19 protein-coding genes are annotated in these 20203 nt (G+C 74.7%); 14 read left to right on the top strand and 5 right to left on the bottom strand.

What is annotated here, in order from left to right:
• Positions 1–308 precede the first annotated feature (308 nt).
• The 4 genes from J2S46_RS07570 to J2S46_RS07555 all read left to right on the top strand — a co-directional run bounded on the left by J2S46_RS07570 (position 309) and on the right by J2S46_RS07555 (position 4360).
• Positions 309–1937 (top strand): FAD-dependent oxidoreductase, encoded by a 1629-nt coding sequence (locus J2S46_RS07570; protein ID WP_191290779.1) that lies wholly within the window; start codon positions 309–311, stop codon positions 1935–1937.
• A gap of 239 nt (positions 1938–2176) precedes the next feature.
• Positions 2177–3613, top strand: coding sequence for an NADP-dependent phosphogluconate dehydrogenase (gnd, locus tag J2S46_RS07565; protein ID WP_191290908.1), 1437 nt, complete (start codon positions 2177–2179; stop codon positions 3611–3613).
• A 99-nt stretch (positions 3614–3712) separates the two neighbouring features.
• Positions 3713–4072, top strand: coding sequence for a hypothetical protein (locus tag J2S46_RS07560; RefSeq protein ID WP_191290780.1), 360 nt, complete (start codon positions 3713–3715; stop codon positions 4070–4072).
• Positions 4073–4138: 66 nt separating this feature from the next.
• Positions 4139–4360: a hypothetical protein gene (locus J2S46_RS07555; protein ID WP_191290781.1), complete on the top strand. Its 222-nt coding sequence runs from the start codon at positions 4139–4141 to the stop codon at positions 4358–4360.
• Between the two features lie 116 nt (positions 4361–4476).
• Here the strand turns inward: J2S46_RS07555 and J2S46_RS07550 are convergent, their stop codons facing one another.
• On the bottom strand, positions 4477–5832 hold the full coding sequence (locus tag J2S46_RS07550) for an NAD(P)/FAD-dependent oxidoreductase (protein ID WP_191290782.1): 1356 nt from the start codon (positions 5830–5832) through the stop codon (positions 4477–4479).
• Between the two features lie 442 nt (positions 5833–6274).
• Between J2S46_RS07550 and J2S46_RS07545 the strand changes: the two genes are divergently transcribed.
• Both J2S46_RS07545 and J2S46_RS07540 read left to right on the top strand, forming a co-directional pair.
• Positions 6275–6517, top strand: coding sequence for a chaplin (locus J2S46_RS07545; protein WP_073927026.1), 243 nt, complete (start codon positions 6275–6277; stop codon positions 6515–6517).
• A 214-nt stretch (positions 6518–6731) separates the two neighbouring features.
• Positions 6732–6983: a WhiB family transcriptional regulator gene (locus tag J2S46_RS07540; protein WP_191290783.1), complete on the top strand. Its 252-nt coding sequence runs from the start codon at positions 6732–6734 to the stop codon at positions 6981–6983.
• A gap of 88 nt (positions 6984–7071) precedes the next feature.
• Here the strand turns inward: J2S46_RS07540 and J2S46_RS07535 are convergent, their stop codons facing one another.
• On the bottom strand, positions 7072–8724 hold the full coding sequence (locus tag J2S46_RS07535) for an APC family permease (RefSeq protein ID WP_191290784.1): 1653 nt from the start codon (positions 8722–8724) through the stop codon (positions 7072–7074).
• A gap of 475 nt (positions 8725–9199) precedes the next feature.
• Between J2S46_RS07535 and J2S46_RS07530 the strand changes: the two genes are divergently transcribed.
• From J2S46_RS07530 to J2S46_RS07505, 6 genes are all read left to right on the top strand, one after another.
• The gene (locus tag J2S46_RS07530) at positions 9200–9502 is read left to right on the top strand and encodes an urease subunit gamma (protein ID WP_073927023.1); all 303 of its coding nucleotides are present in this window, start codon (positions 9200–9202) and stop codon (positions 9500–9502) included.
• 107 nt (positions 9503–9609) lie between these two features.
• Positions 9610–9906: an urease subunit beta gene (locus J2S46_RS07525; protein WP_229912838.1), complete on the top strand. Its 297-nt coding sequence runs from the start codon at positions 9610–9612 to the stop codon at positions 9904–9906.
• Positions 9899–11623 (top strand): urease subunit alpha, encoded by a 1725-nt coding sequence (locus tag J2S46_RS07520; protein ID WP_191290786.1) that lies wholly within the window; start codon positions 9899–9901, stop codon positions 11621–11623. Before J2S46_RS07525 ends, J2S46_RS07520 begins: the two co-directional genes overlap by 8 nt.
• 13 nt (positions 11624–11636) lie before the next feature.
• Positions 11637–12302 (top strand): urease accessory protein UreF, encoded by a 666-nt coding sequence (locus J2S46_RS07515; RefSeq protein ID WP_191290787.1) that lies wholly within the window; start codon positions 11637–11639, stop codon positions 12300–12302.
• The gene (gene ureG / locus J2S46_RS07510; protein WP_191290788.1) at positions 12292–13026 is read left to right on the top strand and encodes an urease accessory protein UreG; all 735 of its coding nucleotides are present in this window, start codon (positions 12292–12294) and stop codon (positions 13024–13026) included. The genes J2S46_RS07515 and ureG overlap by 11 nt, the downstream gene beginning before the upstream one ends.
• A complete protein-coding gene (locus tag J2S46_RS07505) occupies positions 13023–13784 on the top strand; it encodes an urease accessory protein UreD (protein ID WP_191290789.1) in 762 nt (253 codons plus the stop codon). The genes ureG and J2S46_RS07505 overlap by 4 nt, the downstream gene beginning before the upstream one ends.
• A gap of 60 nt (positions 13785–13844) precedes the next feature.
• Here J2S46_RS07505 and J2S46_RS07500 read toward each other — a convergent pair whose 3' ends face one another.
• Positions 13845–14561 (bottom strand): SRPBCC family protein, encoded by a 717-nt coding sequence (locus J2S46_RS07500; RefSeq protein ID WP_191290790.1) that lies wholly within the window; start codon positions 14559–14561, stop codon positions 13845–13847.
• A 206-nt stretch (positions 14562–14767) separates the two neighbouring features.
• Between J2S46_RS07500 and J2S46_RS07495 the strand changes: the two genes are divergently transcribed.
• Positions 14768–16204 (top strand): DUF2254 domain-containing protein, encoded by a 1437-nt coding sequence (locus J2S46_RS07495; RefSeq protein ID WP_191290791.1) that lies wholly within the window; start codon positions 14768–14770, stop codon positions 16202–16204.
• Between the two features lie 107 nt (positions 16205–16311).
• Here J2S46_RS07495 and J2S46_RS07490 read toward each other — a convergent pair whose 3' ends face one another.
• Positions 16312–17919, bottom strand: coding sequence for an MFS transporter (locus J2S46_RS07490; RefSeq protein ID WP_191290792.1), 1608 nt, complete (start codon positions 17917–17919; stop codon positions 16312–16314).
• A gap of 85 nt (positions 17920–18004) precedes the next feature.
• On the opposite strand from J2S46_RS07490, the gene J2S46_RS07485 reads away from it, so the two are divergent.
• Complete coding sequence (locus J2S46_RS07485; RefSeq protein WP_191290793.1) at positions 18005–18763, top strand: TetR/AcrR family transcriptional regulator; 759 nt, start codon at positions 18005–18007, stop codon at positions 18761–18763.
• A 34-nt stretch (positions 18764–18797) separates the two neighbouring features.
• On the opposite strand, the gene J2S46_RS07480 is transcribed toward J2S46_RS07485, so the two are convergent.
• The gene (locus J2S46_RS07480; RefSeq protein WP_191290794.1) at positions 18798–20027 is read right to left on the bottom strand and encodes a serine hydrolase domain-containing protein; all 1230 of its coding nucleotides are present in this window, start codon (positions 20025–20027) and stop codon (positions 18798–18800) included.
• Positions 20028–20203: the final 176 nt, after the last annotated feature.

Here is a 20203-nt window from a genome sequence, read left to right as displayed (position 1 = left end):
CGAGGGAGGGGAGGGGGCGACGGGCCGGGGAGGTCCGGGAGGGGCGGCCCGGACCGGTGGGAGGGACGGTCTCCCCCTCGGCGGCCCCCTTCGGCGGGGCTGCCGAGGAGACCGGGGTCCAGGCCTGATCTCGATCGTGGGGCGCGGCCACGGGCGGCGCGAGATATGCGGTCCATCCGAGCGACGAGCGCGGACAACCAGTCGTCGGCGGGGGACGGTAGAGCGGGGCACCCGCGTCCGGGGCCCTGCCGACGGCCGTCGGCGAACTCTCGCCGACCGCTGAACTCCCGTACAGGCTGGAGCAATTGATGAATCCAAAGGTGGACGACCGGGTGCCGGTCCTGATCGTGGGCGGGTCACTGGTGGGGCTGTCGGCCTCGCTCTTCCTGGGCCGACTGGGTGTCAGACACCTCCTGGTCGAGAAGCACTCGGGCACCTCGCATCACCCGCGTGGACGCGGCAACAACGTCCGGACGATGGAACTGCTGCGGGTCGCCGGCGCGGAGGCGGGCATCCGCGAGGCGGCCTCCGTGCTGGCCGAGAACCACGGCATCCTGCAGGCCGACACCCTCACCGGCACCGAGCAGGAGTGGCTCTTCCGGGAGATCGACCCCGGCGGCGCCCTCGCCAGGTTCAGCCCGTCCTCCTGGTGCCTGTGCAGCCAGAACGACCTGGAGCCCGTCCTGCTGCGCCAGGCCCGCGAGCTCGGCGGCGACCTGCGCTTCAGCACCGAGCTGATCTCCTTCGAGCAGGACGAAGACGGGGTGAGCGCGCTGCTGCGCAGCCGGGAGACCGGCGAGGAGCGGACCGTCCGGGCCGAGTACCTGATCGCCGCCGACGGGCCGCGCAGCCCGGTGCGCGAGCGGCTCGGGATCGGCCAGTCCGGCAAGGGCGAGCTGTTCCACAACGTCAGCATCACCTTCCGGGCGAAGCGGCTCGCCGAGGCCGTGGGCGACCGGCACTTCATCGCCTGCTACCTGACCAACCCTCAGGGTCCCGGCGCGCTGCTGCCGGTGGACAACCACGAGCAGTGGGTCTTCCACGCGCCCTGGCACCCCGAGCACGGGGAGCCGATGGAGGCGTTCACCGACGAGCGCTGCGTCGCGCACATCCGGACCGCGACCGGCGTCCCCGGCCTGGACGTCGAGATCACCGGGAAGGCCCCCTGGCACGCGGCCGAACGGGTCGCCGACCGGTACTCCGCCGGACGGGTGTTCCTCGCCGGCGACTCCGCCCACGAGATGTCCCCGACCGGTGCCTTCGGCTCCAACACCGGCATCCAGGACGCGCACAACCTGGCCTGGAAGCTGGCCGCCGTGCTCGGCGGCTGGGCCGGGCCCGGCCTGCTGGACACCTACACCACCGAGCGCCGCCCGGTCGCCCGGGTCACCGCCGAGCGGGCCTCCGCCCGTTCGGCCGAGCACAGCCACCCCGGCTACGACGCGGTGCCCGGAACCGGCCGGCAGGCCGGCGTGCTGGCGGTCGCGCTCGGCTACCGCTACCCCGAGGGCGCGGTGGCCGGCGGGGACCCCGACCAGCCGGTGGTGCCGGAGGGCTTCCGTCCGACCGGCGAGCCGGGCAGCCGGGCACCGCACCTGTGGCTGCTGCGGGCCGGCGTCCGGCTCTCCTCGCTGGACCTCTACGAGCAGGCGATGGTGCTGCTCACCGGCGCGTCGGGCGGATCCTGGCACGCGGCCGCCCGGCGGGCCGCCGACCGGCTGGCGGTGCCGCTGGACACCTACCGGATCGGCACCGGCGCCGAGGACGACCTGGCCCCCGAGCCCGGCACCGACTGGGCCGAGCTGCACGGGGTCGGCCCGGACGGCGCCGTGCTGGTCCGCCCCGACGGGTTCGTGGCCTGGCGTTCGGCCTCGGTGCCGGCCGACCAGGAGGCCGCCGTCGGCGAGGCCCTGCGGACGGTCCTCGGGCTGGGCTGACCGTCCGGGGGCCCGGCGGGTGCCGCCCCGCACCCGCCGGGCCCCGGTGCGCCGTCCGCCGACTTTCCGTCCATTCGTCCCTCCGTCCGTCCGCCGGTACGTCCGTCCGCCCGTACGTCCGGGTGCGCGGCGGCCGCTTCCCGGGCAGAGTCGGACCGGGCAGGCCGTTCCCGTACGTCCGGTCCCGGCCGGCCGATCTCCCGCCCCTTCCAGGACCGCTTGGAGTACCCGTCATGGCAGTGCAGTCCCAGGCTCAGGTCGGCGTCACCGGACTGGCCGTCATGGGCCGCAACCTGGCCCGGAACTTCGCCCGGCACGGCTACCGCGTCGCCGTGCACAACCGCACCGCGGCCCGGACCACCGCGCTGCTCGAGGAGTTCGGCCACGAGGGTGAATTCCGGCCGGCCCGGACTGCGGAGGAGTTCGTCGCCTCGCTGGAGCGCCCCCGCCGGATCGTGATCATGGTCAAGGCCGGCGGCCCGACCGACGCCGTCATCGACGAACTGGTGCCCCTGCTGGACGCTGGCGACGTGGTGGTGGACGGCGGCAACGCGCACTTCCTGGACACCCGCCGGCGCGAGCAGGCCCTGCGCGCCCACGGGCTGCACTTCGTCGGCAGCGGCATCTCCGGCGGCGAGCAGGGCGCCCTCGAAGGCCCCAGCATCATGCCGGGCGGCACCACGGAGTCCTACCGGGTGCTCGGACCGCTGCTGGAGGACATCGCCGCCAAGGTGGACGGCGCGCCCTGCTGCACCCACATCGGCCCCGACGGGGCCGGCCACTTCGTCAAGATGGTGCACAACGGCATCGAGTACGCCGACATGCAGTTGATCGCCGAGGCCTACGACCTGCTGCGGCACGGCGCCGGCCGCCAGCCCGGCGAGATCGCCGAGATCTTCCGGGGCTGGAACGACGGCCGGCTGGAGTCCTACCTGATCGGCATCACCGCCGAGGTCCTCGCCCACACCGACGCCGCGACCGGCAAGCCCTTCGTCGACGTCGTCCTCGACCAGGCCGAGCAGAAGGGCACCGGCCGCTGGACGGTGCAGACCGCCCTCGAACTCGGCATCCCGGTGAGCGGCATCGCCGAGGCGGTCTTCGCCCGGTCGCTGTCCGGCAGCGCGGAGCTGCGCGCCGCGGCCCACGGACTGCCCGGGCCGACCGAGACCTGGCTGGACAGCGCGGCCTCCGACCGCTTCGCCGAGGACGTCGAACAGGCCCTGTACGCCTCGAAGATGGTCGCCTACGCGCAGGGCTTCAACCAGATCCAGGCCGGCAGCGCCGAGTACGCCTGGGACATCGACCTCGGCGCGACCGCCGCCATCTGGCGCGGCGGCTGCATCATCCGGGCCCGCTTCCTGGACCGGATCACCGCCGCGTACCGCGCAGACGGCCGGTTGCCCACCCTGCTGACCGACGAGCACTTCCGCGAGGCGCTGGCCGGGGCCCAGTCCAGCTGGCGCCGGGTCGTCACCACCGCGGCCCAACTGGGCGTACCCGCACCCGGCTTCGCCACCGCGCTGGCCTACTACGACAGCCTGCGCGCGGAGCGGCTGCCGGCCTCCCTGGTGCAGGGTCAGCGCGACTACTTCGGGGCGCACACCTACCGGCGGACCGACCGGGTCGGGACCTTCCACACCCTCTGGGGCGGGGACCGCGGCGAGGAGGAGCGCTGAGCCGCCCGCCGGGCTTTCCCTCCCGTGCGGGTTTACCTCCGGGCCGAGCGGCAAGGCGACGGGCACCGACAGTTCCGAACACCCGGAAGGCTGGTGCCCATGAACCCCCGAGAAGGCCGCACGCAAGGCGCCCGACCCCTCGCGGACCCGCCGCACGACACGGACTCGCACCTCGCCGTCGGCACACCCGTGCCGGACGACCCGGAACTGCTGCTCGGCGACGTCGAGGCCGCCCGGAGCGCGCTCGGCCTGCCCGACGCGCCGGACCCGGCGGCCCGCCACGAGAGCCACGACCGCAACGGGAACGCGGACGAGCAGGAGGAGCAGGACGACCAGGACGAGCAGGCGGGCCGGTGGAGCCGGGGCGCCGGCCCGGCCCGGGTGCCGTACCTGCTGGTGGCCGGTCTCGTGGCCGGTGGCCTGGCGGCGGTGCTGGTGCTGCGCCGCCGGCGCGGCTGACCGCGGAGCCCCCGCCCGGCCCCGCGGGCCGGTACCGCTCGACCCCACCTCGGCGAGGAGCCCGGCATGACGACCGAACCAGTGGACCCGGAGCAGGTCAGGGAGTACGACCTGCTCCGCGAGATCGACCCGGAGGTGCCCACGGCCGACGCGGCCGAGCAGGCGCGCGAGCTCCTGCCGCACGGCGACGACGACCCGGCCCGCTCCCTGGCGCCGGACGTTCCCGAGGCCGACGCGGCCGAGCAGGCACGACTGGTGGAGACCCCGGAGGAGGACGATCCGCGGTAGGCCTGCCGAGGCCCGCCCGTCCCGGGGCCCGTCGTCCCCGGCCTTTCCGGCCGAACCCCCGTCGGCCCGCACACCCCAGGTGTGCGGGCCGACGGCGCGTCCGGGCGGAGGCCGGGTCAGGCCGGGGGCTGTCCGGACCGGTCGGCCTCCGGCAGGGCCGGCCGCGCGCCGATGCGCTCGAAGTCCTGCAGGGTCGCCGGACGGCCCTCCTGGAACCCCGTCCGGACGAAGTCGTCCCCGGTGGTCGCGTTCAGCGCCCAGTTGGTCAGCACCCGGGCGCGGGCGGTGACGGTGGGCAGGGCCATCACGTGGTACCCGCGGGCCACCAGCTGGGCGGGTACACCAGAGAGCTCCACCCCGAGCGGCTTGGAGACGGCGTCGGTGCCGCCCAGATCGACGACCAGCCCCAGATCGCGGTGGCGGTAGGGCCGCAGCGGGGTACCGCGCAGGGTGGCGACCAGGTTCCGGGCCACCGCCTTGCCCTGGCGCTGCGAGTGCTGGGCGGTCGGCGGGGTGATGGCGTCGCCGCCGACCGCCAGGTCCGGCACCGCGGCGGCGTCGCCGACCGCGAAGACGCCGGGGGAGCCGGGTACGGCCAGCTCGGCCGTGGTCCGCAGCCGGCCGCGCACCGTCGGCCCGTCCAGGGTCCCCACCAGCGGGCTGGCCGCCACCCCGGCCGTCCAGACCAGGGTCCGGGTCGGCAGTACCCGGCCGTCCGTCAGCGTCACCGACTCCGGGGTCACCGCCCGGACCGAGGTGTTCAGGGAGAACCGGACACCGCGCCGGCGCAGCGTCTCCATCGCCTTGGCACCGAGCCGGTCGCCGAGCTCCGGCAGCAGCTTCGGGGCCACGTCGACCAGGTGCCACTCCAGCAGCGCGGGATCGAGCCGGGGGAACCGGGCGGTGGCCGCCGCGGTGAGCCGTTGCAGGCAGGCGGCGGTCTCCACGCCCGCGTAGCCGCCGCCGACCACCACGAAGCGCATCCGGGCGGCGCGCTCCGCCTCGTCCGTGGCGACGGCCGCCAGGTCGAGCTGGGAGATCACGTGGTCGCGCAGGTAGGCCGCCTGGGCGAGGGTCTTCATGCCGAGCGCGTGCTCGGCCAGGCCCGGGATGTCGAAGGTCCGGGTGGTGCTGCCGGCGGCGAGCACCAGGAAGTCGTACGGCAGTCGGGTGACGGCGCCGGCCGAGGTCCGGACCTCGACGCTCCGGGCCGCGGTGTCCACACCGGTCGCACCGCCCGGCACGATCCTGGTGCGGCGCAGCCTGCGGCGCAGCGACACCGCCACCGACTGGGGGGTCAGCACTCCGGCCGCCACGTGCGGCAGGAGCGGCAGGTAGAGCTGGTAGTCCGTCGGGGTGACGAGGGTCAGCTCCGCCTCGGCGGGCCGCAGGGCCCGTTCCAGTCGGTGCAGGCACTCCACTCCGGCGAATCCGCCACCGACGACGAGGATCTTGGGACGGGTCACGGGCATCCTTTCGGTGCGTCGGGCCCGCCGCGCGGGCGGGCGCCTTGCGGTTGGGCGACCGCGGCGATGCTCCCCCGGCGGGCCGCGTCGCGCCCGCCGGGGCCGGGGGCGGCCGGCGCCGCCGGAGCGAGGCGTACGGGCGTGCGGCGCGGTCGCACGAGCGGTCGCCTGCCCGCGCCGTCCGCGCCGAAACCGGGGCGCCCGCCCACTGCCCTCCCTCGCTGATGCTGCTGCCTCCGCCCGGCCGGCACCCAGCCCCCGGCGGGCGCGACGTCCGGGATCGGCCGTCCGGCCCTTGTGTTCACTGCATCGGGTGAACCGGGGCCCCGCAGAGCAGTCCAGAGCCTCCGGGCAGCCGAAGAACTGGTGTCGGCGGGCCGCGGCGTCGCGGCCCAGGACGCTTCGATCCGTATCCACCCAGCATCAGCACCACTATCAGGAGAAGCTCATGACCGCTCTTCGCAAGACTCTCGCCCTGACCGTCGCCGCGGGCGCCCTCGTGCTCGCGGGAGCCGGCGTGGCCGGTGCCAGCGCCGGTGCGCAGGGCGTCGCCGCCGGCTCGCCCGGCGTGCTGTCCGGCAACCTCATCCAGGTGCCGGTGCACGTGCCGGTCAACCTGTGCGGCAACAGCATCGGCGTCGTCAGCATCCTCAACCCGGCGTTCGGCAACGGCTGCGTCAACGCGGGCTGACCTGCCCCCGGCGACACCCGGCCGGCCCCGCTGTCCCGAGCGGGGCCGGCCCCGCGGACGTCCGGCCGGCCCGCAAACTCCGGGCCCGGACAGGCATGGTCCGGCCGGGGGCGGCAAGGCGGGAGGGGAGGGCCGGGAACGCGACGCCCCGCGGGGCCCCGTCCCACGTGGCCCGCCGGCCCGAAGGCATCCACCTCCGGAAGGGAGCATTCCGATGAACTGGCGAGACCGTGCGCGGTGCCGCGACCTGGACCCCGAGCTGTTCTTCCCGCTGGGCAACACCGGCCCGGCGCTGCGGCAGGCCGAGGAGGCCAAGGCGGTCTGCCACACCTGCCCGGTCCGGGAGCGCTGTCTGGCCTGGGCCATGGAGACCGGCCAGGAGGCCGGTGTCTGGGGCGGCACCAGCGAGGACGACCGCCGCGCCCTGAAGCGGCGCGCGGCCCGGCGCCGTTCCTCCGCCACCTGAACCCGCGCGCACCCGGCCGCCCGGCCCGGGAAACGGCGCGGGCCCGCCGGAGTGATCCGGCAGGCCCGACCGCTGGCATGAGGGCGTGTCAGTGGCCGCCCGCGTCCACCACCTCGATGTCCTCGACGTTCCGCTCGATCTCCTCGGCCGGCAGCGCCACCCGGATCGCCCAGAAGTAGACGGCGAGGGCGAAGGCGCTGACAACGGCCATGTCCCACCACATCGGCAGGTTGCCGCGGCCGTCGCCGAAGCCGCCCTGCCAGGAGATCAGGCCCAGACCGACCAGGTAGACCGGCAGCCACTGCGCGGCCCGCCAGTCCAGGCGCGGCGCGTTGGGCAGGCCCTTGCGGATCGCGTACGCGGCGTAGCTGCCGAGCAGCGCGTAGCCGAGCACGATCGCGATGCCGAGCCGCGACAGGGTGTGCCAGCCGGCCCAGTAGATGATCAGGCTGGCGACCACGAAGGCGAGCGGGGAGATCACGCCGCCGGCGGGCAGCCGGTAGGAGCGCTCACGCGCGGGCAGCCGGCGGCGCAGGGCGCCGAAGGCCAGCGGGGCGCCGGCGTACATCAGCACGCTGGCGGAGGTGATGAAGCCGACCAGCTCCTGCCAGCTGGGGAAGGGCAGGAAGCAGACCACGCCGGTGACGAACGACAGGATCAGGCCGAACCACGGCACGCCGCGGCGGTCGAGGCGCTCGAAGGCCTGCGGCGCGTAGCCGTTCTTGCTCAGGCCGTAGGAGATCCGCGAGGTGGAGGTGGTGTAGATCAGGCCGGTGCCGCCGGGGGAGACGATGGCGTCGAAGTAGAGCACCCAGGCGAGCCAGCCGAGGCCGACCAGCGTGGCGAGCCCGGCGAACGGTCCCTCGATGCCGGGGAAGTCCAGCTTGTCCCAGCCGGCGGCGAAGGAGCTGACCGGCAGCGACCCGATGAAGACGACCTGCAGCAGGACGTAGATCAGGGTGCCGATGGCCACCGAGCCGAGCACGGCCCGCGGGATGTCGCGCTTGGGGTTGCGGCTCTCGCCGGAGATCTGGATGGCCTGCTCGAAGCCGAGCAGCGCGAAGATGATGCCGCTGGAGCTGATCGCGCCGAGCACGCCCTTCATGCCGAACGGGGCGAAGCCGTGCGAGGTGAAGTTGCTGCCGTGGAAGTTGGTGACGGCGAGCACGAAGATCGTCAGCAGCGGGACGAAGATCTTCAGCCAGGTGGCGACGCTGTTGGTGTGGGCCAGCACCCGCACACCGAGGAAGTTGACCGCGACGAAGACGCCCATCAGCAGCACCGCGACTATGAAACCGCTGGTGGTGAGGGTGCCGTTGTCGTTCAGGAAGCTCTTGGCGAATTCCCAGTGGCCGGCGTAGCCGATCATGGCCTCGACCTCGATGGGCGCCACGGTGGCCGCCTGCAGCCAGGAGAACCAGCCGAAGGACATGCCCGCCAGGCCGCCGAAGGCGTAGTGCGGGTAGCGCGCGGTCCCGCCGGCGACCGGGAAGAGCCCGCCGAGCTCGGCGTGCACCAGGGCGAGGAGCACGATCGCGACCGCCCCGATGCCCCAGGAGATGAGCGCCGCCGGGCCGGCGACCACCACCGCGTTCTTGGCGCCGAACAGCCAGCCGGAGCCGATGATCGAGCCGACCGACGCCCAGAGGAGGCCGATCAGGCCCACCTCGCGGCGGAGGGAGGACCCGGTGGGGGTGGGTGTGCCGGTACTCGGCGGGGAGAGCTGATCGAGGGATGCCATGCGCCGTCTCTCTGTTGGGTGGGAAGTCGGAGAGTGGCCACACCCTAGGTGTATTCATAGGACTATGCACAGATTTCATTACTGAATATTTACCTTTCACGAGGGACATTTCCGCAGGTAGGTGGCTGCGGGCGAGAGGGATCATTACGTGACTCGTGAGTAGTTCCACGATTTGAGCGGGAATTGAGCTTTCATTTGGCGGCATGGCATTGTGGATGTCCGGTCGGGTTATAGAAATTGCGCCGCCCGCATACCGATGCCAGACGTGTACGGCCAGCCCCCTGACCCGGGGGCCGTTCGTCCGCTACGGTGTCCGACACAGATCAACCTCCCGCGTGCGGGCCGGAGGGCGGTCGCGCCGGGCACCGCTGCCCGCGCATCCCCACCCACCCTCCGCATCCCGCCCGCGCGCCCGAGGCCGCCGCGGCACAGCGCTGTGTCCGCGCCCTCTGAACTCCCCCCGAGGTGCGCGCAGATGAGACTCACCCCGCACGAGCAGGAGCGCCTGCTCATCCATGTCGCCGCCGATGTGGCCCGCTCGCGGCGCGCCCGCGGCCTGCGGCTCAACCACCCCGAGGCGGTCGCGCTGATCACCTCGCACGTGCTGGAGGGCGCCCGGGACGGCCGGACCGTCGCCGAGCTGATGGAGTCCGGCCGGCAGGTGCTGGCGCGCGCCGACGTGATGGACGGCATCCCGGAGATGATCCCGGACGTCCAGGTCGAGGCGACCTTCCCCGACGGCACCAAGCTGGTCACCGTCCACGGGCCGATCCGGTGACCGCCGGCTCCGCCCCAGCCCCAGCCCCCGGCTCGGGCCCAGCCCCCGGCTCCGCCCCCGTCCCCGGCTCGGGCCCGGTCCCCGGCTCGGGCCCGGTCCCCGGTGAAGTGCTGTACGGCGAGGGCGAGATCGGCCTCAATGCCGGCCTGCCCGTGACCCGGCTGATCGCGGTGAACACCGCCGACCGGCCCGTCCAGGTCGGCTCGCACTACCACTTCGCCGAGGCCAACCCCGGGCTGGAGTTCGACCGGCCGGCCGCGCACGGCCGGCGGCTGAACATCCCGGCCGGCACCGCCGTCCGCTTCGAGCCGGGCATCCCGGTGGAGATCCAACTCGTCCCGATCGGCGGCCGGCGCGAGGTCGCCGGGCTGCGCGGTGAGACCGGAGGGCCGCTCGATGCCTGAACCGTACGCGCTGCACGTCGGCCGCGCCCGCTACGCCGACCTCTACGGGCCCACCACCGGGGACCGGATCCGGCTCGGCGACACCAACCTGCTGATCGAGGTCGAGGAGGACCGCGGCGCCGGGGGCGACGAGGCCGTCTTCGGCGGCGGCAAGGTGATCCGCGAGTCGATGGGCCAGGCCCGCACCAGCCGGGCGGAAGGCGCCCCCGACACCGTCATCACCGGCGCGGTGGTGCTCGACCACTGGGGAGTCGTCAAGGCCGACATCGGCATCCGGGACGGCCGGATCACCGCCCTCGGCAAGGCCGGCAACCCGGAGACCATGGACGGCGTCCACCCGGCGCTGGTGATCGGCCCGGAGACCGAGGTGATCTCCGGCAACGGCCGGATCCTGACGGCCGGCGCGATCGACGCCCACGTCCACTTCATCTGCCCCCAACTCGCCGACGAGGCGCTCTCCTCGGGCATCACCACGCTGATCGGCGGCGGCACCGGTCCGGCCGAGGGCACCAAGGCCACCACCATCACCCCCGGCGGCTGGCACCTGGCGCGGATGTTCGCCTCGATGGACGACCTGCCGCTCAACATAGGGCTGCTGGGCAAGGGCAACACCGTCAACACCGTCTCGATGCACGACCAGCTGCGGGCCGGCGCCCTCGGGTTCAAGATCCACGAGGACTGGGGCGCCACCCCGGCCGCGATCGACGCGTGCCTGCGGGTCTGCGAGCAGAGCGGCGCCCAACTCGCCATCCACACAGACACCTTGAACGAGGCAGGGTTCGTCGCCGACACCCTCGCCGCGATCGCCGGCCGGGGCATCCACGCGTACCACACCGAAGGTGCCGGCGGCGGCCACGCACCCGACATCATCACCGTGGTCTCCGAGCTCAACGTCCTGCCCAGCTCGACCAACCCGACCCGGCCGCACACCGTCAACACCGTCGACGAGCACCTCGACATGCTGATGGTCTGCCACCACCTCAATCCGCACGTCCCCGAGGACCTGGCCTTCGCCGAGTCCCGGATCCGCCCCTCCACCATCGCCGCCGAGGACGTGCTGCACGACCTCGGCGCGATCTCCATCATCAGCTCCGACTCGCAGGCGATGGGCCGGATCGGCGAGGTGGTGATGCGCACCTGGCAGACCGCGCACGTGATGAAGGCCCGACGCGGCGCCCTGCCCGGCGACGGGCGGGCCGACAACCTGCGGGCCCGGCGCTACGTCGCCAAGTACACCATCAACCCGGCGGTGGCCCAGGGGCTGGACCACCTGATCGGCTCGGTGGAGCCCGGCAAGCTCGCCGACCTGGTGCTCTGGACGCCCGCCTTCTTCGGGGTCAAGCCCGACCTGGTGGTCAAGGGCGGACAGATCGCCTGGGCCCAGACGGGCGACGCCAACGCCTCCATCCCCACGCCCCAACCGGTGCTGCCCCGGCCGATGTTCGGCGCCAAGGGCCGGGCCCCCGCGCTCAACTCCGTCAACTTCACCGCCCAGGCCGCCCTCGACGACGGCCTCCCCGAACGCCTCGGCCTCGGCAAGGAGTTCACCGCGATCCGGAACACCCGCGGGGTCACCAAGGACCACATGGTCAACAACACCGCCCGCCCGGACGTCAGAGTCGACCCCGACACCTTCACGGTCACCGTGGACGGCGAGGTCATCACCCCCGCACCGGCCACCGAACTACCGCTCGCCCAGCGGTACTTCCTGTTCTGAAAGGCTGCCTCCGATGAGCCTCGCAGCGCTGCTGCTGCTGTCGGACGGCCGCTTCCCGGCCGGCGGCCACGCGCACTCCGGCGGAGCCGAGGCGGCCGTCAAGTCCGGCCGGGTCCACGACAGCACCAGCATGGCGGCCTTCCTCACCGGCCGCCTGCACACCAGCGGCCTCACCGCGGCCGGCCTGGCCGCGGCGGCCGCCACCGGGCAGGGCCACGCCGAACTCGACGAGGCCGCCGACGCGCGCACCCCGGCACCCGCCCTGCGGGCCACCAGCCGGCGCCTGGGCCGCCAACTCCTGCGGGCGGCCCGGGCGGCCTGGCCGCACCCCGACCTCGACCGGCTGGCCGCCGCACACCCGCGCGGTGCCCACCAGCCCGTCGTCCTCGGCGTCGCCGCCCGCGCCGCCGGCCTCACCCCCGGCGGGGCGGCGGCCGTCGCCGCCTACGAGAGCGTCAACGGCCCCGCCACCGCCTGCGTCCGGCTGCTCGGGCTCGACCCGTACGAGGTCGCCGCCGCCCTCGCCCGGCTCGGCCCGCAGCTCGACGCCGTCGCCGCGGCGGCCGTCGAGGCCGCGGGCCACCACGACGTCGACCGGCTGCCCGCCGCCTCCGCCCCCCTGCTCGACCTCTACGCCGAGCAGCACCACTCCTGGAAGGTCCGGCTCTTTGCATCGTGACCACGTCGACCACGTCGACGCCCCCACCCGGCACACCTTCACCGAGCCGAACGGCCCCGGCGTCGTGCACGCGCCCCGCGGCCCCGCCGCCGCCCCGCGCCCCGCCACCCGGCGGGCGCTGCGGATCGGCCTGGGCGGCCCGGTCGGCTCCGGCAAGACCGCCACCGTCGCGGCACTCTGCCGGGCCCTGCGCGAGGAGTTCTCGCTGGCCGTCGTCACCAACGACATCTACACCACCGAGGACGCCGAGTTCCTGCTCCGCAACGCCGTCCTGCCGCCCGAGCGGATCAGCGCCGTCGAGACCGGCTGCTGCCCGCACACCGCCATCCGGGACGACATCTCCGCCAACCTGGAGGCCGTCGAGGAACTGGAGGAGGCCCTCGGCCCGCTCGACCTGGTGCTGGTCGAGTCCGGCGGCGACAACCTCACCGCCACCTTCAGCCGGGGCCTGGTCGACCACCAGATCTTCGTCATCGACGTCTCCGGCGGCGACAAGATCCCCCGCAAGGGCGGCCCCGGCGTCATCAGTTCCGACCTGCTGGTGATCAACAAGACCGACCTCGCGCCGCTGGTCGGCGCCGACCTCGGGGTGATGGCCCGGGACGCCGAGGCCCAGCGCGGCGAGCTGCCCACCGTCTTCTGCGCCCTGACCGCCCCGGACGGAGTCGCGCCCGTCGCCCGGTGGGTCCGGGCCCGGCTGGCCGACTGGGCCGCCGCCAGGTGACCGCCACCGCCCCGCCCGCCGCCGGCGCCCTCACCGCGCGGGCCCGGATCACCGCCGGGCCGGACGGGCGCGGCGGCACCGACCTGCCCGTGCTGGCCGGGGCCGGCCCGCTCGCCCCGCGCCGTACGCGGGGCAGCGGCCCGGCCGCGCACGTGGTGCTGGTCGGCTCGATGGCCGCCCCGCTCGGCGGCGACCGGCTCGGCGTGACGGTCGACGTCCGGGCCGGCGCCGCCATGCGGGTCACCAGCGCCGCGGCCACCATCAGCCTGCCGGGGCCAGGACCCGCCCACTACGACGTCGACCTCACGGTGGGGGAGGGGGCCCGGCTGGAGTGGCTGCCCGAACAGGTCGTCGCCGCCGCCGGCAGCCACCTCGTCCTGCACACCCGGATCACCCTGGCGCCGGGCGCCGGGCTGCGCTACCGCGAGGAGCAGGTCCTCGGCCGCCACCACGACCGGGCCCGCGGCCGGCCGCCCGGACGCCTCACCTCCCGGCTGACCGTCCGGCGGGCCGGCCGGCTGCTGCTCGACCAGCAGACCGACCTCGGCCCCGGCGCTCCCGGCTGGGACGGCCCCGCCGTCCTCGCCGGGCACCGGACGGCCGGGCAACTGCTGCTGGTCGGGCCCGGGAGCGCCCCCGACCCCGCTCCCGCCCCGGCGGAGGGCAGCGCCTGGCTGGCCCTGCCGGGGGCGGACGCGAGCCTGCTCACCGCCGTCGCCCCGGACGCGCTGACGCTGCGCCGGGCCCTGGGCGGGTAGGCGAGCGGGAGCCGGCGGCCCCCGCTGCGAGGCGGGGCGTAGGTGGGGGACCGGCGGGGACTATCCCGCGTACAGGCCGTCCAACCAGGCCTGCCAGGCCTGCCCGGTGCCCGCCCGGTCGGCGTCCTCGCCGAACAGGTGCAGGGTCACGCCGACCGGGGCGCCGAAGGCGTTGCGGCCGAAGAAGCGGTAGAGCCCGTCCTGGGCCCGCAGCCCCAGGAACTGCGGGGTGCGGTAGTCCACCTCGGCGTCCAGCACGCCGATCTCCGGCAGGTCCAGGCTCAGCCGGTCGCCCACCCGGACCTCCTGGTCGAGGTGCAGCTCGTCCAGCAGCAGCTCGAACCCGTCCGCGCCGGCCGAGGCCGCGGGCCCCTGGACGTCGAGGACCACCGCCGGGCGCCCGGCGAAGTGACGCAGGTACTGCCCCAGGGTGTGCAGATGGAGGTCGGTGTGCTTCTCGCAGCTCTCGTACCGGGTGTCGTAGTCCTCCGCGAAGACACCGCCGTGGGTGTACCGCAGCCGGGCGCCGCCCTCGCCGCGCGGCTCGATCAGGTACTCCAGGGCGTCGAACCGGCCGCCCTCGCCCTCGGTGCGGACCGCGAAGCGGCCCGGCGGCTCCCAGGCCGTCACCCCGGGGGCATGCGGCCCCGGGGTGGCACCGGCCTCGTCCGCCACGGGGAACAGCCGGCCGCCGGTGCCGGTCGTGACCGCCTCGAAGACCTGCTCCGGCGTCGCCGGCAGCAGGACCTCGCGCCGGATCTCGAATTCCCTGGCCATGCCCACTCCTCGCTCCCCGCGCGCGGGCCCCTGCGGCCCGGCGGGTGGTGACCGGCGGCTGCCTGCCGCCGGTCACCATTGTCCCGGGGGCGGGGACGGCCGGCGCCCGGCGCCCGCGGTGACCGGGGGCGCCGGTGGCCGGCGCCGTCAGGGGGCGTCCGCGTGCCGCGCCGGGCGAACCGCGTCCGGGCTCCTACCCTGGGCCGATGAGCGACCGCCGGCCCAGCGACCGTGACCCGAGCGACGGTGACCCGAGCGGTCGTGGCCCGGGCGGTCGTGGCCCGGGCGGTCCCGCTCCGGCCGGCAGCCGGCAGGGCGGGCACCGGCCCGGCCGGCTCAGGCTGCGCCGGGCCGGGCCGCGCTACCGGCCGCTGTCACCGCTGCGCGACCACCTGCGCGAGTCCTTCTGGTTCGCCCCGCTGCTCACCTGTGTCGGCGCCGTCCTGCTGGCCGGGCTGACCGCCTGGGCGGACGAGGCGGTCGTCGCCGCCACGATCGCCGAGACCGGCTCGGCGAGCGAGCTGATGCGCTTCGACACCGCCGCCAAGAGCGTGGTCTCCAGCGTCAGTTCGGCGATGCTCACGTTCATCGGCGTGGTCTTCTCGATCTCGTTGGTCGCGCTCCAGATGGCGGCCAGCCAGTTCAGTCCGCGGGTGCTGCGGCTCTACGTCCGCAGCCGGCTGACCAAGGCGACCTTCTCGGTCTGCCTGGCCACCTTCCTGTACGCGCTGCTGGTGCAGCTGAGCTACGACGACGAGACCGATCCGGGCAAGGTCACCTCGGTACCGGTGTTCTCCGGGCTGATGGCGACTCTGCTGGTCGTCCTCAGTCTGGCGTTGTTCGTGCTGTACGTGCAGTCGATGATGCGGCTGCTGCGGGTGCCGCACGTGATCGACCGGGTGGCGACCGAGTCGGTGGCCGTCATCGGACAGTACCGGCTGGTGCCGCCGGACGGGGACCCGCCGGCCGAGCCCGCGAACGCGCTGACGCTGCTCCACGAGGGCCGCTCGGGCGCGCTGCGCGACCTCAACATCCGCCGGCTGGTCCGCCTGGCGCGCAGGCGTGACCTGGTGTTCCACATGGTGCCGAGGATCGGGGACTTCATCACCCCGGGCACCCCGATCGTCCGGGTCTCCGGCGGCTCCCCGCCGCGCCCCTGGCGGATCGCCTCGGCGCTGAACGTCGGCGTCGAACGGACGATGCACCAGGACCTCACCTTCGGGCTCCGGCAACTGGTGGACATCGCGATCCGGGCGCTGTCGCCGGCCGTCAACGACCCGACCACCGCCGTGCAGGCCGTCGACCGGATCCACCAACTGCTCGGCATGCTCGTCCAGGAGAGCTTCGGCGACCTCCAGTTCCGGGACCGCCACGGGGTGGTGCGGCTGGTCGTGCCGGTGCCCGACTGGGAGTGCGTGGTGGACCTCGCGTTCACCGAGATCCGGATCTGCGGGGCCGGACATCCCCAGGTGACGCGCCGGCTGACGGCAGCACTGGACGACCTGCTGCGGATCACCCCGGCCGGTCGGCGATCGCAACTGCTCTCCCAGCGAAGCCTGTTGGAGCGGGCGGTGATCGAGCACGTGGTCGATCCGGAGAACCGGGCCTTCGCCCTGGCCCCGGACCGGCAGGGCATCGGCTGACCGCTCCGATGGCCTGACCGCTCCGATGCCCTGACCGTGCCGAAGCCTGTCGGTCCGGGGCCCGGCCGGCCGGGCCATCCGTCGGCCGGGCCCCGGACCCGACCGGGTCAGCCCCGGGCGCCGGCCGGGGTCCGGTCCGCCCCGGCGACCGCGGGCTGCCCCAGGTCCGGCTGCCCCAGGTCCGGCTGGTCGTCCGCCGAGTGGGCGGCCGGGGCGGTCCGGGCGAACCCGAGCAGGGCGGTGACGGCCCCGACCAGGGTGATCGCGGCGCAGATCCAGGTACCGCCGTGCATCGCGGTGGTGAAGGCCTGGTCGGCCGCGGAGAGCAGCCGGCCGGCCGCCTCGGCGGGCAGGTGCGCGGCGACGATGTGGGCGGAGGTCAGGTCCTCCGCGGCCGGTGCCGGCGCGCCCGGCAGGGCGGACTCCAGGTGGTCCCGGTAGGAGGCCGAGACGACCGTGCCGACCACCGCGATACCCAGCACACCGCCGAGTTCGCGCACCACGCTGTTGATCGAGCCGGCCGTCGGCGCCTTCTCCCGGGGCAGCGAGTTGACCGTCGCCGCACTGGCCGGCGCCATGATCAGGCCCATGCCGGCGCCCACCACGGCCATCGCGGCGGCGATCACGAGGTACGGCGTGCCGGTGCTCACCAGGGACACCCCGGCGAGGCCGAGCGACATCAGGGCGAGACCGCCGGCGATGGTGTGCCGGGTGCCCAGCCGGGCGGCGGTCCTGGCGCTGGTCGCCGCGGTGGCCGCCATCGCCAGGGCGAACGGCACCGCGCCGAGCCCGGCCTTCAAGGGGCTGTAGCCGTGCACCAGTTGCAGGTACTGGGTGAAGACGAAGAGCAGGCCGAACAGGGCGAAGAAGGTGACCGCGAGCAGCACCCCGGCGAGGCTGAAGGCCCGGATCGCGAAGACCCTGATGTCGACCATCGGTTCGGCGGTACGCAGCTCCCAGCCGGCGAAGGCGGCCAGCAGCAGGACGGCGGCCGCGGCCTCGGCCAGCGACGTGGCGGAGAGCCAGCCGCGCTCGGGCCCCTGGACGATCACGTCGACCAGTGCGGCCAGCCCGCTCGCCGACAGCAGCAGGCCGGGGATGTCCAGTCGGCCTCCCGGCCGGCCGGGCATCGGGGGGAGCAGGAGCAGTACGGCGCCGAGCGCGATCGCGACCAGCGGCACGTTGATCCAGAAGACGCTGCTCCAGGAGAAGTGCTCCAGCAGCAGGCCGCCCGCGATCGGGCCGATCACGATGCCGAGCCCGGCCGTCGCGGACCAGAGGGCGATCGCCTTGGGGCGCTCCCGGGGGCCGAAGAGCGTCACGATGGTGGACAGCGTGGCCGGCATGACGAAGGCCGCCCCCAGGCCCATCACCGCCCGGAGTCCGATCAGTTGGCCGGCCGAGCCGGCCGTCGCGGCGACCGCGGATCCGAGGGCGAAGACCGTCAGCCCACCGGTCAGGGCCAGGCGCTGGCCCATCCGCGCGCCGAGGCTGCCGGCGGTGATCAGCATCGCCGCGAAGACCAGTGTGTAGGCGTTGTTGATCCACTGGAGGTCCGCGGTGGAGGCCGGGAGCCCGGTGGCGAGCGCGGGCAGTGCGGTGTTGAGCACCGTGTTGTCGATGGTGACCACCACGAGTGACGTGCAGAGCGCCGCCAGGGCGGCCCAGCGTCGTGGGTGGCCCTGGTCCGGGTCGGTGGTGCTGGCAGAGCCCATGCTTTCCTCACCCCTGTAACCTTACGTGCGTAAGCTTGCGGAGGGAAAGCTACTCCAATCGCCTAACAGGTGTAAAGTTGCCGCCATGCCCAAGCAGCCCTCGGATCCCGCCGCCGCCCCCGACCAGGGCGAACAGGCGCCGACGCGGCACCGCAACCGGCGCGGCGAGGGGCCCCGGCTCCGCGAGGAGATCGTCCGGGCGGCGACCGCGATCATCGTCCGCACCGGCTCCGACCAGGCCGTCACCCTGCGCTCGGTGGCCCGCGAGGTCGGCATCGCGGCTCCGTCGATCTACGCCCACTTCGCCGACCGGGACGCCATCGTCGACGCCGTCGTGGTCGAGTCGCTCACCCAGCTGCGCGAGAGCGTCCTCGGCGCCTCCGACGGGTACCAGGACCCGGTCGAGGCACTGCTCGCGGGCTGCGCCGCCTATGTCGAGTTCGGTACCCGCGAACCCGCCCGCTACCGCCTGCTGTTCGGCTCCCCGCGGGCCGAGCAGAAGGAGTCCCCCTGCGGCCCGGAGGGCTTCGCAGGCATCGGCGGTGCCGGCGGTGCCGGCGGTGCCGGCGGTGCCGGCGCGGACGACTCGGACGACTCGGACGGCGCGAGCCCCGGCGCCTCGCACGGGCTGCTCGCGTTCCAGACCCTGGTCGACAGCCTGGAGGCCTGCGCCCGCGCCGGGCGTTCGGCCGGCGACGACCCCTTCGGCGACGCCGTCGCGCTCTGGACGGCCCTGCACGGTCAGGTCACCTTGCGGGCCGGCCTGCCGAACTTCCCCTGGCCGCCCACCGACACGGTGGAGCAGCTGGTGCGCCGGCTCGGGCGGATCACGCCCGAGGCCTGAGCCGGCGGCGGGCCGGCCGCCGGCTCAGGCCCGGTCAGCCGTTCGGCGTGGCGCCGCCGGTGGGGGCCGACGGGCAGAGCGCGTTCACCAGCAGGCCGAGCACGGCGCGCTGCTGCTCCGCTCCCTTGCTGCGGTCGAACGGGTTGTAGGACAGGGCGATCTGCCGACCGCCGTCCCGGGTGCCGACCAGCGCGGACTGGTAGCCCTCGATGCTCCCGGTGTGTCCGAACAGGGGCCCGCAGGGGGAGTCCATCCGCTGCAGGCCCAGGCCGTAGCCGACGCCCGGGCGGACCTCCGTCGTCCGCTGCATCTCGGCCAGTTCGGCGGGGCGCAGCAGGCGGCCGCCGAGCAGCGCGGCGAGGAAGCGGTCCAGGTCGGCGGCGGTGGAGATGCCGGAGCCGGCGGCCGAGGCGCCCGAGGGGTTCCGCAGCGTGACGTCCACCGGGCCGCCGGACAGGCTGAAGTAGCCGTGCGCGTGCGGCGCCGGGACGAAGGGCGAGGTGCGGGGGAAGGACGTCCCGGTCAGGCCCAGCGGGAGGACGATGCGCCGCCGCACCTCCTCCTCCCAGCTGTGGCCGGTGACCCGCTCGACGGCCATCCCGGCCAGGAGGTAGTTGGTGTTGGAGTAGCTCCAGCCGGTGCCCGGCGGGAACAGCGCCGGGTGCGCCGTCGCGACGTCGACCAGCTCCCGGGGCCGGTAGGTGGTCCAGCGGCCGGTGTCGACCCAGCGCAGGATGTCCGCCTCGTCCTTCATCTCGAACCGCGGGTCCTCGGTGTAGTCGGGTATCCCGCTGGTGTGGTCGAGGAGTTGGCGGAGCGTGATGCCGGTGCCGCCGGGGACGGCGCCCGGCAGCAGGTGCTCCACGGTGTCGTCCAGCCGCAGGCGGCCCTCGCCGACCAGTTGGAGGACGACGGTCGCGACGAAGGTCTTGGTGATGCTGCCGATCCGGAAGTGACCGTCCGCGCGCACCGGGGCGTGGGTCGCCAGGTCCGCGGTGCCGGCCGTGCCGCGCCAGACCGTCCGGCCGCCGTCGTGGACCTCGGCCAGGGCGGCGGTGGAGCCGCCGGCCGCCACGATGTCCGCCAGTGCCTGCCGCAGGGCCGCCTCGTCGGCGCGTGCCGCGGCCGGCCCGGGAGCGACCCCGGCCGCGGTCGCGGCGCCCGCCGTCGGCGCGGTGGCGGCCAGCAGCGCTCCCGCCAGCATGCCGGTGGCCAGTCGGAGCCCCGTCCGGCCTGCCGACGCGAGGAACTGATGAACGGTCATGAGCGGGCCTCCCGTTGGTCCCGGGCGCCCTGCCCGGTACCGGAGACTCTTCCAGCGCGGCCGACCGGGCACCTCCCGCCCGCGATGGGTCCCGCCTCCCTCCCGGGAGGGAGGCGGGCGCGCGGGACCGGGGGCGCCGGGCCGCCGCCCCGGCGGGAGCGGTGGCCCGGCACCCC

It is taken from the genome of Kitasatospora herbaricolor (genome assembly GCF_030813695.1).
Taxonomy (GTDB): Bacteria; Actinomycetota; Actinomycetes; order Streptomycetales; family Streptomycetaceae; genus Kitasatospora; species Kitasatospora herbaricolor.
The sequence above is the reverse complement of the archived record's forward strand: the minus strand, read 5'-3'. Positions and strand labels throughout refer to the sequence as shown.